Source organism: Pseudomonas alkylphenolica, assembly GCF_016009175.1.
Classification (GTDB): domain Bacteria; phylum Pseudomonadota; class Gammaproteobacteria; order Pseudomonadales; family Pseudomonadaceae; genus Aquipseudomonas; species Aquipseudomonas alkylphenolica_B.
Genome location: NZ_JADUCM010000024.1, coordinates 37,847 through 51,137, shown reverse-complemented (window position 1 = coordinate 51,137; position 13,291 = coordinate 37,847). Strand labels below are relative to the sequence as shown.

The 13,291-nt window shown below is 60.7% G+C and carries 15 protein-coding genes; 4 read left to right on the top strand and 11 right to left on the bottom strand.

The window, feature by feature from the left end; translation table 11 throughout:
- Positions 1-43 precede the first annotated feature (43 nt).
- From I5S59_RS18990 to I5S59_RS18955, 8 genes are all read right to left on the bottom strand, one after another.
- Positions 44-802 (bottom strand): hypothetical protein, encoded by a 759-nt coding sequence (locus I5S59_RS18990; protein ID WP_197877998.1) that lies wholly within the window; start codon positions 800-802, stop codon positions 44-46.
- A gap of 33 nt (positions 803-835) precedes the next feature.
- A complete protein-coding gene (locus tag I5S59_RS18985) occupies positions 836-1,516 on the bottom strand; it encodes a C39 family peptidase (RefSeq protein WP_197877997.1) in 681 nt (226 codons plus the stop codon).
- 64 nt (positions 1,517-1,580) lie between these two features.
- The gene (locus I5S59_RS18980; protein ID WP_197877996.1) at positions 1,581-3,125 is read right to left on the bottom strand and encodes a heme utilization protein; all 1,545 of its coding nucleotides are present in this window, start codon (positions 3,123-3,125) and stop codon (positions 1,581-1,583) included.
- Positions 3,126-3,177: 52 nt separating this feature from the next.
- Positions 3,178-3,756 (bottom strand): adhesin, encoded by a 579-nt coding sequence (locus I5S59_RS18975; protein ID WP_197877995.1) that lies wholly within the window; start codon positions 3,754-3,756, stop codon positions 3,178-3,180.
- Position 3,757: 1 nt separating this feature from the next.
- Positions 3,758-4,195, bottom strand: a complete 438-nt coding sequence (locus tag I5S59_RS18970) for a hypothetical protein (protein ID WP_197877994.1) — start codon at positions 4,193-4,195, stop codon at positions 3,758-3,760.
- 297 nt (positions 4,196-4,492) lie between these two features.
- Positions 4,493-5,044: an AAA family ATPase gene (locus tag I5S59_RS18965; RefSeq protein ID WP_197877993.1), complete on the bottom strand. Its 552-nt coding sequence runs from the start codon at positions 5,042-5,044 to the stop codon at positions 4,493-4,495.
- Entirely contained in the window at positions 5,041-5,607 is a 567-nt protein-coding gene (gene pnuC, locus I5S59_RS18960) for a nicotinamide riboside transporter PnuC (protein WP_197877992.1), read from the bottom strand. Before pnuC ends, I5S59_RS18965 begins: the two co-directional genes overlap by 4 nt.
- A 101-nt stretch (positions 5,608-5,708) precedes the next feature.
- On the bottom strand, positions 5,709-7,343 hold the full coding sequence (locus I5S59_RS18955; protein WP_197877991.1) for a methyl-accepting chemotaxis protein: 1,635 nt from the start codon (positions 7,341-7,343) through the stop codon (positions 5,709-5,711).
- 299 nt (positions 7,344-7,642) lie between these two features.
- Here I5S59_RS18955 and I5S59_RS18950 point away from each other — a divergent pair, with 299 nt between their 5' ends.
- Together I5S59_RS18950 and I5S59_RS18945 are read left to right on the top strand one after the other, a co-directional pair.
- On the top strand, positions 7,643-8,473 hold the full coding sequence (locus I5S59_RS18950) for an undecaprenyl-diphosphate phosphatase (protein ID WP_197877990.1): 831 nt from the start codon (positions 7,643-7,645) through the stop codon (positions 8,471-8,473).
- Positions 8,474-8,477: 4 nt separating this feature from the next.
- A complete protein-coding gene (locus tag I5S59_RS18945) occupies positions 8,478-8,918 on the top strand; it encodes a DUF1294 domain-containing protein (RefSeq protein WP_197877989.1) in 441 nt (146 codons plus the stop codon).
- On the opposite strand, the gene I5S59_RS18940 is transcribed toward I5S59_RS18945, so the two are convergent.
- Positions 8,911-9,270, bottom strand: coding sequence for an MmcQ/YjbR family DNA-binding protein (locus I5S59_RS18940; RefSeq protein WP_197877988.1), 360 nt, complete (start codon positions 9,268-9,270; stop codon positions 8,911-8,913). The two genes, I5S59_RS18945 and I5S59_RS18940, sit on opposite strands and share 8 nt — an antisense overlap.
- The gene (locus tag I5S59_RS18935; RefSeq protein WP_197877987.1) at positions 9,263-10,171 is read right to left on the bottom strand and encodes a LysR substrate-binding domain-containing protein; all 909 of its coding nucleotides are present in this window, start codon (positions 10,169-10,171) and stop codon (positions 9,263-9,265) included. The genes I5S59_RS18940 and I5S59_RS18935 overlap by 8 nt, the downstream gene beginning before the upstream one ends.
- Before the next feature lie 128 nt (positions 10,172-10,299).
- Here I5S59_RS18935 and I5S59_RS18930 point away from each other — a divergent pair, with 128 nt between their 5' ends.
- Together I5S59_RS18930 and I5S59_RS18925 are read left to right on the top strand one after the other, a co-directional pair.
- On the top strand, positions 10,300-10,911 hold the full coding sequence (locus I5S59_RS18930; RefSeq protein WP_197877986.1) for an FMN-dependent NADH-azoreductase: 612 nt from the start codon (positions 10,300-10,302) through the stop codon (positions 10,909-10,911).
- Positions 10,912-11,052: 141 nt separating this feature from the next.
- The gene (locus tag I5S59_RS18925) at positions 11,053-12,084 is read left to right on the top strand and encodes an alpha/beta hydrolase family protein (protein WP_197877985.1); all 1,032 of its coding nucleotides are present in this window, start codon (positions 11,053-11,055) and stop codon (positions 12,082-12,084) included.
- Here the strand turns inward: I5S59_RS18925 and I5S59_RS18920 are convergent.
- Complete coding sequence (locus I5S59_RS18920; RefSeq protein WP_197877984.1) at positions 12,078-13,268, bottom strand: MFS transporter; 1,191 nt, start codon at positions 13,266-13,268, stop codon at positions 12,078-12,080. The two genes, I5S59_RS18925 and I5S59_RS18920, sit on opposite strands and share 7 nt — an antisense overlap.
- Positions 13,269-13,291: the final 23 nt, after the last annotated feature.

Here is a 13,291-nt window from a genome sequence, read left to right as displayed (position 1 = left end):
TTAGCCGTCCCTTCTGACTGCAATTGATGAGACTGAGCGTAGATCAGTATCCGAGAGTGCGAAGACCTTTAAGCTGGTCCAGGTTGCTGTTCAGCGACCCGGCTGTCGGCACGTTGTCACGCAGCACGACGTTGAGGGAGGTCAGGTTGTTCACTCGGTTGCCACCGCCAAGCAATGTCGTGTTCTGCATCAGCCCGCCCTGGGCCAGGCGTTGCACGGTGCTGCCCTGGTTGTTGTTGGCGACAATGTTGAGCTGCACACCGGTACCGGTTGAGGAAACACTCAGCGAGCCTGCGCCGTTGGCACCCACCAGGGTGGAGCCTGCGGCCAGTGCTTCGCCTTGCTGTTGCACGGCGGGTGCCTGGTTGGCTTTGCTGACGTTGATATCAACGTTGTTGTAGGCCGTGTTGTTATCGCCGGCAGCTCGCACCACCTGGGTGACGCCCTCGGTGGTGTTGAGGCCGCTGCCGCCGGTAACGGTGCCGGTTACGGCGCCTGTGCTGTTGTTTTGTGTGCTTGCCGCGCCATTGCCTTTTTCGTTGATCATCGACACATAGAACTGCGGCTTGATGGTCGATTGCTGGATCTGCATCGAGGATGTGGCGCCGATTACTTCGCCATTAGCGTTCTGCCAGGTACTGGTCATGACAATACCGAAGCTGACGATGCGTCCGGGCAACACATAGCGGCCGCGCAGGTTCGCCAGCTCCTGGTCTTTCAGTTCGATGGGTTTGAACGACTGTGCCTGGGTCGGCAGGCTGGCGGCCATGCAGACCACGGCCAGCCAGAGTGGAGTCTTCATTGGATGCTCCCGGAGCGTCGTGCTCCCTTGTCATTAGAAGAAGTCGCTTTGAATAAAGCCGAAATCCATCAACTCTGCGTCTTGAACCGGGGTGAAGTTGTTAATCCGGTTCTTGGCGGTCAGCGGCAGCGGTGGGTCGAGCAAGGCATTGGTCTTGTCGTAACCCTGACCGATGATGGCAAAGATGATGCCGTTCCAGCCTTTTACGAAGTCATCGACGGTGTAGCGCTTGTGACCAAGCACCGGATCACCGATATACACCCAGCCTTTGTCGACCTTTTGCATCACCACAAAGTGCTTGTAGCCGCGGATGTCCATCAGGACCACCACCGGAATCCGCACGCTTTGCAGGGTTTCCGGGGCTACCCGGTAACCGCGGGCACGCATGCCGAGGCTTTCCACGTACTTTTTCATGTCGAGCATGGAGAAGCCCTGAACGCGGACCAGGTCCTGATCGGCGTGCGCCAGCATGCCTTCGATAATCTGTTCTTCATTCACGTCCAGCCAATAGGCCTGACGCAAGATGGTTGCCAGCGCAGCGGCGCCACAACTGAAGTCGGTTTTTTGTTGCACCAGGTCGGCAAATTTGCGCTCGCGCACGCTCTGGATGGGTTTGAACACCACCGCGCCACCCGGCAGAACGGAAAGGGGCATTTGTGCTGCTTCGCTCAGACTGGTCACGCAGAGCAACAACGCCAAGGCGATAATGCGCATGTTCAGCTGCCTTCTGGTTCTGTTGAGAAAAGGCCCCCCGAAGGGGGCCTCCAGGCCAAAACAATCAGAACGATTGGTTGGAGATGGCCAGCGAGTTGCTTTGTTGGTTGCCGACACCGGCAGCCACGTTGACGCCGAGGTTGCCGCTGCCACCATTCACCGAACCGCTCAGGGTTGCAGTGTTGGTTACAGGGTTAGCCCAGCCGGTAGGGGTCAACACCTGGAACGAGATGGTGTTGCTCAGGTCGTACGAGTTAGCTTCGCTGTAGCTCTTCGAGATGCTGTCCGAAGACTCCGAAGACGCTTCTTTGGCTTTGTCATACGAGGCCGAGGCCGACTTGTCGAACGAGGACTCTAGCGACTTGTCGAACGACGATTCGCGCGACCGGTCGTAGGAAGACTCGCGAGTTTTGTCATAGGACGATTCGCGAGACTTGTCATACGACACGTCCAGCGAGCGATCAAACGACGAGTCACGGGTCCTGTCGAACGACGAGTTCGACGAGCCTTCGTGCGAGGTTTCCAGCGATGCATTGAGGTTGGCGTTTGCCGAAGCATCGATGCTTTGGGTGCGCGTATTGACGTTGCCGTTGTTGTCACGGGTATTGGTCACGCTGGCCCCGGCAGCGGCATCAAGCGAAGCGGTGAGGGTAGAGCTCGACGAAGAGCTATGATCGCTGCTGTTAGTGCCGCTGGACGAGGAGCTGTTGGTGCCGTTGGCACTCGCAGTGAGCGAACCGCTGGACGACGAGTTGTTGGACCCGCTTGCCGACGAGCTGTTGGAACCGCTGGCCGACGAGCTGTTGGAGCCATTGGCACTCCAGCTGTTGGAGCCGTTGGAGGCAGTGTTCCACGAGCCGTTTTCGCTCGAGCTCGACGACGAGCTCTTGTCTACGCTGGCATCGAAGGTCCCATCGCGGGAGAACGAGCCGCTGGAGCTGGTGGTGAAGGTCAGCGTATCGACACGGTAGGTCCGGTCGGCGTTGTTTTCTACAACCAGGCCAGGGCCGCTTTGGTTAGCCGAAGCGGTAGCCGTGGCGTTGCCGAGCGGTGCATTGGTGTTGGCGATTGCCATGGTGTTTTTCTGCTGGTTCAGATCGCCACCAGCAATGTTGATGCCCATGTTGCCGCTGCCTTCGCTACCCGACGCGCTCATGACTGCCGAGTTGGTGCTGCCGTAGTTGTAGACCTTGTTGTTGTTGCTGGTTTGGGTCACGCGTGAGGTGGCTTCGGAAGTGCCAAAGACAAAACTGTTGTCGATGGCACTGTTGTCAGAGGACGCGTTGGCAATGGCCGCCGCGTTGTCTTGTTGGTTGCCTGCGCCTGCTGCCACGTTGACGCCAACGTTGCCGCTGGTGCCCGAGGCGGAAGAACTCATCTCAGCCGAGTTTTCAGTACCTTGGTTGACGATTTTGTTGTTGGTGCTGCTTTGCCTGTCGTTGGCATTGGCGGTCGCGTTGATCGGGACCATTTTTGCCGGTGGAGTGTGGTTGTTATTGTTGTGGTGGTGGCCGTTGCCACGCTTGTCGTTTTGATCCGCTTGTACAGCAACAGCCATGACCGCAGCAATTGCGAAAACCAGAGGCTTGAGTGCCATCGAGGGTTTCATGGTGATTCTCCGTACTTTATTTTAGGTTAAGTGTTGTTCTTACCTGTTTGGGTCAGTCCGCGACCCGTACGCTGAGGGTGTTTGCCATGCGGTTTCCCACCCCGGCGCTCTGATTCAACTGAATCACCCCGCGGCTACCGGTGAATGCCTGGTCACTGGTAGTGACCTGGCGGTTGCCGAGTGCAGAGTCAGTCGAGTCGGAGGTGTTGAGCAGCGCCACGTTCTGTTGCATGAGGACGCTGTCGTCGATGCTTTGCGGCTGGGTGCTGATACTGATGCGCACCGCATTCGCTTGCTGGGTACTGGCGCCTGCGCTCTGGTTGACACCCAGCGCACCGCTGCCGTTGCTGAAGGAATTGCCCTGGATGCTGGATTGGGCATCCATCCTGGGATCGACCTCGGAACGTAGCCGTTGTCGGATCTCGGTGGTTGCGCTGGCTTCATGCCCCACCGCAAAGGCCCGGGCATTGGCCTGTTGCTGGAGGTCGCCGGCCGCCTGGTTGACCGCCATGTTGCCTTGGTATTGCGCACCGGAGTTGTCGATGGTGGCGGTGTTGATGACGGGTACGAGGGATTCGGCGAAGGCCGGTGCACTGCATAACGTGGCCAGAATCAGCAGCGTGTGCCTCATCTCACTTGCCTCCGGTCAGGATCTGCAAGGGCGCCAGACCTTTCTGGACACTTGAATTGACCATGTTGGAGATGCCGTTTCCTGACCCGGTGGAGCGTCCGCCGGCGAGGTTGGGCAACTGGCTCTGGTGGTTGATGTTGCCGCCCAGGTTGTTGGTCTGTTGGGTGATCAGCGAGGAGATGCCCGCACCGCTACTGATGTTGGCGAAGTCGCCGTCACTCAGTTCATTGGTCTGCTTGAGAATTTGTGCGGACGGATTGGCATTGGCGGTGACGGGGTAGGGGTCGGGCGCGAGCGGCGGGCGCATCGCATTACGCGGCTGCACATCACGCGTAATGATGATAATTCCGTTCTCCGCCTGGACAGGCAAGCATAAGCTTGACCCCAGTGCACAGCCGATCAACAGGAGGCGATTTATGCCTTTGTTCAAATTCCTCACGATGGCAATTCCTTCTTGGGTGCGCTGGCCCTGTTCAGCGTTGCAAGGAGGAGAGCAGAAGGTGTGCCGGTTTTGACATTTACAGTGGAATCAATGGGTTGACGCGCCAAGCTAAACGTACCGGTATTTTGCTGTATCACCACTGAGACAGAATTTCTGCGCGTTTGCGCTTAGCCCGCTGGTGGGCTTACCCGAAGGGGTTTTTGGCGGGATGTATCACGGGTGTAACAACGCCCCCAGAACTGGGGGCTGATGCGCATTTACGGGGACTATCGCCCACAGGGGTGTGTCAGTGGCTTAACACTCGGTGGGGCAAGCAGGGGATTTTCCCCCTAGCAATTGCTGTACCGCGCTGAGCGCTGCGGCACTGCGCTGGGGCCAGTCGCCACCAATGATCTGTACCGGCTGGCGATGGCGCTGCAGCCAGTGCAGGCTGTCGGCATAGAATGCCTGCCGTTGGCCCAGTTCAGGCTGGCAGCGCTGACCATCGCCGACCCAACTGACGCCAACGGGATCAAGCAGCAGGTGCAGGTCATAGGTACGTTCAAGCAACGCCTGTTCGATCCAGCCGGGGCAATCGCCGAACAACGCCCGGCTCCAGAGCATGTTGCTCAGCAGGTGCGTGTCGAGAATCAACAGTTCAGGCCGGTGGGCACGGGCGCTGTCTTCCCAGGCCAGTTGGCCGCGGGCAATAGCTGGTATGTCAGCGTAGCAGGTGTCGCGGCCTTGTTCGTCGATAAAGTGGCGCACGTACTCGCCCACCAACTCGCCACCGAAATGCGCCTGGATCTCGCCACTGAGCCAGCTTTTGCCACTGGATTCGGGGCCGGTCAGCACCAGTACTTTCATGAGGCAGATACCGCCGGATCACGCCGCCAGGCGTACCAGCCCTGCACGGCGATGAGGGTGAACAATGCATAGAGTGCGGCGGTCAGGTACAGCCCTTTATAAAGGAACAGCCCGACAAAGATCACATCCAGCACTATCCACAAAGGCCAGCACTGTACGCGCTTTTGTGCCATCCACCATTGCGCGACCAGGCTGAAGCCTGTGAGGGCGGCGTCTAGCCAGGGTTGCGCGGCATCGGTCCAGGTCGACATGGCAACGCCCAGGGCCAGGCTGCCCAGTAAACCCAGGCCGAGACTGAACAGCATCGGCTGGACGGGTAGGTAGCTGACCTGGCGGGCGAGTTGCTCGTTGCCGGGACGGGTCCATTGCCACCAGCCGTAGAGCTGGAGCACGGCGTATACCAGTTGCAGGAGCATGTCCGAGTACAGGCGTACCTCGAAGAATATCCAGCTGTAGAGCAATACCATGACCAGGCCGATCGGCCAGCACCAGGGGTTCTGCCGGGTGGTGAGCCATACGGCAATAACGCCGAGCACGGCGGCGAACAATTCGAGGCCGGACATCGGCGTTCCTAGGCAGGTTCGGGAAAGGGCGGGGATTGTACCTCGTGCCACGCTGGATGCGTAGTTTGCAAGGGGCCGCCAGGCAGCCCCCTGGGGGAGAGCTAGACGCGGAATTGCCCGAGCAAGCTGTCCAGTTGCTCACGCAACTGATTCAACGCCGCACCGGCACTGCTCGACTGCAGCGCGGCAGTTGCCGTCTGGCGCGACAGGTCGGCGGTATCGGTGACATTGCGGTTGATCTCCTCGACCACATGGGACTGCTGCAAGGTGGCGCTGGCGATCGAGGCGTTCAGCGCCGTGAGGTTGTGCAGGGCCTGGCTGATGGCGTCAAGGCTGACACCGGCTTCACTGGCCTGGGCAATGGTCTGGCGCGAGGCTTCGCTGCTGGCGTCGATGGCTTTTACCGCGGCTTCGGACTGACCCTGCAGGTGCTCGATCATCGACTGGATTTCAGCCGTTGATTGCTGGGTGCGCTGCGCCAGCAGGCGCACCTCGTCGGCAACCACGGCAAAGCCCCGGCCTTGTTCACCGGCGCGTGCCGCTTCGATGGCCGCGTTGAGTGCCAACAGGTTGGTCTGTTCGGCAATTGAGCGGATCACTTCCAGCACGCTGCCAATGCGCGTGCTCTGGCTGGCCAGGGTCTGGATCACTTTGACGGCTTCATCGATAGTGCCCGACAACTGATCGATCTGTTGCAGGCTGCCGTGAATACTGTGCTGGCCCTGCTGGGCACGCTGCTGGGCATCGTGCATTTCTGTCGAGGCTTGCTCGGCATTCCTGGCCACGTCCTGCACCGCGTAGGTCACTTCGTTGATTGCCGTTGCCACTTGCTCCATCTGTTGCGATTGCTGCTCGCTGCGCTGCTGAGCCTGGTTGGCATTGCTGCTGACATCCAGCGCCGACTGCCCCAGGGCATGGGCCGCGCCCTGCAACTGGCCGATCACGCCCTGCAACCTGCCGGTGAAGCGGTTGAAGTGTTCGCCAAGCTGGGTGACCTCATCGTGACCATGGGTGTCCAGACGGCGGGTCAGGTCACTGTCGCCACTGGCAATCATGGCCATCGCGTGCACGGCATCCTGCAACGGCCGGGAGATACTGCGTGCAATCAACACCACCAGCAGGGTCATGACCAGCGCAATGCCCAGCCCCAGCAATGAGGCGTCGCGCAATTGGCGCATGAACTCGGCCTGCATGTCGTCGATATACACGCCTGAACCGATGATCCAGCCCCAGGGCTTGAACAACTGAATGTAGGACGTCTTTTCCACCGGGTCGCTGGCACCTGGCTTGGGCCAGCGGTAGCCAATGTTGCCGGCGCCCTCGGCCTTGGCCAGTGCAACCATCTCGTTGAACACGGCAAAACCGTCCGGGTCGCGTACGGCAGACAGATCCTGACCGTCGAGCTTGGGGTTGGCCGGGTGCATGATCATCGTGGGCCCCAGGTCATTGATCCAGAAGTAGTCGTTCTGGTCATAACGCAGGCCGCGCACCACGCTCAAGGCTTGCTGTTGCGCCGCTTCGCGGCTCAGGGTGCCGGCGGCCTCAAGGCCCTGGTAGTAGGCCAGTACGCCGGCGGCCGTTTCTACCACATGCCGGGTTTTCTGCGCTTTGGCCTGGTACAGGTCACCGTGGATCTGCCTGAGCATCAACAGGCCCAAGGTCAGCAGCATTACCACGGCCACCACCAGAATCAGCCACAAACGACGGCTGATCGACATGCTTCGTAGAGTCTTCATGCAACGCTCACCCCGGATTCTTTTTATTGTCAGGTACATCCCAGCATGCTTTTGTCCAACCACCCACTCGACCAAAGCCTAAAGGCTGTTTCTGCCAAGATGTGTAGCGCTGAGCAGCAGCGTTTACACCGGAGGTCTGATAGGATTTCGGCCCGGTCGCGACAAACCTGAAGGGTGGCAGCACTTTTTTGTCGAAATTGCGACCGACAGCCGCTGTACAACAACCGGTTACTCGAATCGCCTTTGGCTTATTCAAACTAGAAAAGGGCATGCCTTGGGCATTGCTGCGTGGGGAAATAATGGATCTTTGGACAGGCTTGCAGGCCGTCATACTGGGTATTGTCGAAGGCTTGACCGAATTCTTGCCGATCTCCAGCACGGGTCACCAGATCATTGTCGCTGACCTGATCAACTTCGGTGGCGAGCGGGCCATGGCCTTCAACATCATCATTCAGCTGGGTGCGATCCTGGCGGTGGTGTGGGAGTTTCGGCGCAAGATCATCGATGTTGTCGTGGGCTTGCCCAAGCAGCGTGAGGCACAGCGCTTTACCACCAACCTGTTGATCGCGTTCATACCGGCGGTAGTGCTGGGCGTGTTGTTTGCCGATGTGATCCATGAATACCTGTTCAACCCCATCACCGTCGCGGTCGCGCTGGTAGTGGGCGGCGTGATCATGTTGTGGGCCGAGCGCCGCCAGCATGTGATCAAGGTTGATCAGGTGGACGACATGCGCTGGACCGACGCCCTGAAGATCGGCTGTGCACAGTGCCTGGCAATGATCCCGGGTACGTCGCGCTCCGGCTCGACCATCATCGGCGGTTTGCTGTTCGGGCTGTCGCGTAAAGCGGCCACTGAGTTCTCGTTCTTCCTGGCCATGCCGACCATGGTCGGTGCTGCGGTGTACTCTGGCTATAAATACCGCCACCTGTTCCAGCCTGACGATTTCCCGGTGTTTGCCATCGGTTTTGTGGTTTCGTTCATTTTCGCCATGATCGCAGTGCGCGGTTTGCTGCGCTTCATTGCCAACCACAGCTACGCCATGTTCGCCTGGTATCGCATCGTGTTCGGCCTGATCATTCTCGCGACCTGGCAGTTCGGTTGGGTTGACTGGGCTACGGCGCAAGGCTGAATCGATGAGTAGGGCATCTGCGCAGCGCGCGGCGAGCAACAGCGGTGCAATTCAGCACCTGCGCAGCAAATTGCTGGTGTTCGCAGGCTTGTGCCTGCTGCCATTTGCGGGCGCTGTTCAGATGCTCGTCAGCGGCCAGTCCTGGCTGCCTGCAGTGATGTACCCCGTCGTGAGCCTGGTATGCGTAGCGCTGTATTGGCGTGACAAACAACAGGCCCGCCACCAGGGCTGGCGCACGCCGGAAAAGGTCCTGCACGCCTGCGAGCTGTGTGGCGGCTGGCCCGGTGCGCTGGTGGCCCAGCAGCTGTATCGGCATAAAACCCGCAAAGTGTCGTTTCAGCTGAGCTTCTGGGCCATTGTGGCTTTGCACCAGGTATTCTGGGTCGACCAGCTGGTGCTCGGCGGTCATTGGCTGGGCAGTGCCTTGGGGCCGCTGCTCAGATAAGCAGGCCCGGTTGCAGGCGCTTGGGCAAGCGCCGAACCACCAGTTGGTGGGAGCGTTGCAGCAGGTCGCAGAGCTCATCGCGGCCCATGCAGTAGGGGCGCGCCACGCTGATCCAGTGCGCCCGCGCCAGGTACGGGGCAGGGCGTACGCCGGGGCGGTCGACGTAGCCAAGAAACAGCTCGCTGTCGACTTTGAACGACACCCCCGCACCGGCCAGATCCATTACCGCGAACATTTTGTTGCCGGCAACCGAGAACACCCGGATGCCGCCCCATTTGTAATCTTCCCGTGCGCCGGGCAGGCTCAAACAGAACTGCGCTACCTGCTCTTCACTCATGCGCCGCTCAGACATATCGCTCCCCACACTCTGCAAACGCTGCCACCAGATGGTCGATCCATACCCGCACGGCTGGCAACAGACCGCGCCGGTGAGGGTAGACGGCCTGCAGGTAACCGCCAGGCAGCGACCAGTCTGGCAGTAGCCGTACCAGCGTGCCACGAGCCAACTCAGCTTCACAGTGCATGATCGGCAGGGCGGTGAAGCCCAGCCCGGCGATGGCAGCCTCCTTGCGCACGACAAAATCGTCAATGGCCAGGCGCGCCTCCATGGCCAGTTCGTGTTTGTGGCCACGCTGGTCGAGCAGGCGCAGATGGACCAGGCGGTCGGCGTCCACGGCACCGAGCATGGGCAGGCCGCTGAGCTCATCAGGCGTACGCGGGGCGTGAGTGGCAGCAAACTCGGGCGACGCAACCAGGTACATCTGGGCCTGGCGTAGACGGCGCGTGACCAGCGCCGGGTCTTCATCGCCCAGGTCGCGTACCCGCAGGGCAACATCGATGCCTTCAGTAATCAGGTCGACCCGGCGATTGAGCAGCACCATGTCCAGTTGCACCTGGGGATACAGACTGAGAAAGCTGCTGATCACTTGTGGCAGCAGGGTATGGGCCAAGCCTACCGGGCAGGAGACGCGCAGCCGCCCGCGCGGCTCGCTGGTCATGCTGGCAACTGCCTCGTCGGCCATTTCCGCCTCCAGCAGCATCGCCTGGCAATGACGCAGGTAACGTTCGCCCACTGCCGTCAATTTGAGCTGGCGGGTGGTACGTTGCAGCAGGCGTGTGCCGAGTCGTTCTTCCAGCTCGGCAATGCGCCGCGACAACCGCGATTTGGGGATCCCGAGCAGGCGTCCGGCGGCAGCAAAACCGCCGGCTTCGACCACGCGGGCGAAGTAGAAGAGGTCGTTGAGGTCTTGCATGGTGTTCACCATTGTCCTGTCAGTAGGACAAACTAACGCAAATTTGCTGACTTATCAGCTATTGGTCACTCAAGTAGGATTGTCTCCATTGTGATCGCCCAGACGCGGTCTTCATTCAGGAGAGAACCATGAAACTGTTGCATATCGATTCGAGCATCCTGGGCGACAACTCCGCCTCTCGCCAGCTGAGCCGCAGCGTGGTTGAGGCCTGGAAGGCTGCCGATCCCTCGCTGGAAGTTGTTTACCGCGACCTGGCAAGCGACGCAATCAGCCACTTCTCGGCCGCCACCCTGGTTGCCGCTGGCACGCCGGAAGCGTTGCGCGACGCCGCCCAGCAACACGAAGCCGCGCTGAGCAGCGAAACTCTGCAGGAGTTCCTCGATGCTGACGCCGTGGTGATTGGCGCACCGATGTACAACTTCACCATCCCGACCCAACTCAAGGCCTGGATCGACCGCGTCGCCGTAGCCGGCAAGACGTTCCGCTACACCGAAGCCGGCCCTGAAGGCCTGTGTGGCGACAAGAAGGTAATCCTGGTGTCCACCGCCGGTGGTCTGCACGCGGGCCAGCCGACCGGTGTCGGCCATGAAGAATTCCTCAAGGTGTTCCTCGGCTTCATCGGTGTCACTGATCTTGAAATCGTCCGCGCCCATGGCCTGGCCTACGGTGACGAGCACCGCAGCAACGCCATGAGTGCTGCCCAGGCGCATATCAGCACCGAGTTGTTCGCCGCAGCTTAAGCGCCCGATAGCGTGACCGAAACCGACAGCAGGCGATGTCTGCTGTCGGTTTTTTCATTGAGCTTTCATCCGCGGCGCATTGGCGCGCTCTATGCTTGACCGGTACCCGGTAGATCATCAGCCGGGCAGGGTGAAGGCAAAATGCGCAAATTGGCGGCGTTCTGGATAATGTGCTGGCTGGGTATGGTCAGTGTGGTGCACGCAGAGCCCGCACAGCACTGGAGTGTCGGCCTGCACCACATGGAGTTCGCCGACCCGCTGGATGCGCGCCCGGTCCAGGCATTGGCCTTCTATCCTTCCAGTGGCCCGGAGCGCAGCAGCCGCATTGACGGCTATCGGGTCGATGCGGTTGCCGGTGCACCGATCGCCATTGGCCGCTATCCGTTGCTGATGCTTTCGCATGGCAACACCGGCACCCCCCTTGCTCTGCATGACCTCGCCACTGCACTGGCGCGCCGCGGTTTTATTGTGGTGGCAGTCACTCACCCCGGCGACAACGCCCACGACCATAGCCGCCTGGGCACCTTGAGCAATCTTTATGGGCGGCCGCTGCAGATCAGTGCGGCAATTACCGCAAGCCTTGCCGATCCGCTGCTGTCACCCTATGTCGACGGCAAGCAGGTGGGTATGATCGGCTACTCGGCCGGTGGCGAAACCGCGCTGATCCTTTCCGGTGCAGAGCCTGATCTTGAGCGCTTGCGCCGCTACTGCGAGGAACGCCCTCAGGACGCTGATGCCTGCAAGACCCAGGGCGTGCTGATCGCCGACCGTGACGACCTGGGCGCCGAAGCCGACCCGCGAATTCATGCATTGCTGCTGATGGCGCCGCTGAGCCTGATGTTCGGTCGCCAGGCACTGGCCCATGTAAAGGTGCCCGCGTTGATCTACAGCGGCGACAACGACCAGTTGCTGGCGATCGACAAGAATGCCCAGGCCCTGGCGCGCAAACTGCCAGTGACTCCCAACTACCGGCTGCTGGCGGGTGCCGGGCATTTCGTGTTCATGGCGCCGTGTGACGATGAGCAACGCGAGCACATGGCTGCATTGTGCAACGATCCGGAAGGCGTCGACCGCGAAGGCATTCATCTGTCACTGCAAAGCGAAGCCGCGCACTTTTTCAACCGCACACTCAAGCATCCCGGGCGCGCGGGGCTCAACACTGCTAATCAATAATGCTGCGCCCGACGCGACAGCAGCAGAGTCAGGCCGACGCCGGCCAATGACAACAGGGCGGCGATGCAGAAGATCCAGGCGTAGCCCAGGTGCAGGGCGACAGCACCCATCAAGGGGCCGGCAATGGCCAGGGCCAGGTCGAAAAACACCGCGTAGGCGCCAAGACCCGCGCCTCGGCTGGACACGGGCACCTGCTTGATGGCCTCCACCCCCAGCGCCGGGTACACCAGCGACAAGCCGAAGCCTGTCAGCCCGGCACCGACCAACGCCAACACGGGGCTCGGCGCCAGCCACAACAGCGCCAGGCCCAGGGCTTCGGTTGTCATGCAGACAATCGCGACCTGATAGCCGCCGAAGCGATTGACGGCGTTGACGAACAACAGCCGCGAGAGAATGAAACACAGACCAAACGCACTCAGGCACCAGGCCGCGCCGGTCCAGCCTTGCTCCAGGTAAAACAGGGTGACAAACGTGGTCAGGGTGCCATAGCCGATCGAGGCCAGGGTCAGGCCTGCGCCGCAAGGCGCAACCCGCGCAAACGCCGCCCAGAACGGCAGGCGTTCACCGCGCACCACCGGCATCGACGGCTTGTTGCGAATCACCCACAGGGCCAGTACCGCCAGCACGCTCAGCACCAGGCCCAGGGTTGCGAAATTGACCTGATCGACCAGCATCACACCCACCGGCGCGCCGATGGCGATAGCGCCATAGGAGGCAATGCCGTTCCATGAAATGACCCGGGCGGTGTGCTCGGCACCGACTGCGCCGATGCCCCAGCTCAACGTGGCGACACCAATCAAACCTTGGGCAATACCGAGGAACACGCGCCCGGCGAGCAGGGTAAAGAGGCTCAGCAGCGGCGCGCTGACCGTCAGCGCCGAGGCGCAGGTCAACAGCCCGCTAACAGCAATGCCAATCAACCCGTAGATGATGGCGCGCTTGGTGCCCTGACCATCAGCAACCCGCCCGGCGAACGGACGGCTGAGCAAGGTGGCCAGGTATTGCAGGCCGATAGTCAGGCCGGCGATGACGGCACTGAACCCCAGCTGGTCATGCACATAGCCGGGCAATACCGCGATCGGCAGGCCGATGCAGAGGAAGGCAATGAAGGTATAGAAGACGATCGACAGGATCTGCAGGGTGATCGAGACGGTGTGGGCAGGTGCGGGGTGTGACGCGGACATGAGCTCGTTCGCTGGCGGGCGGT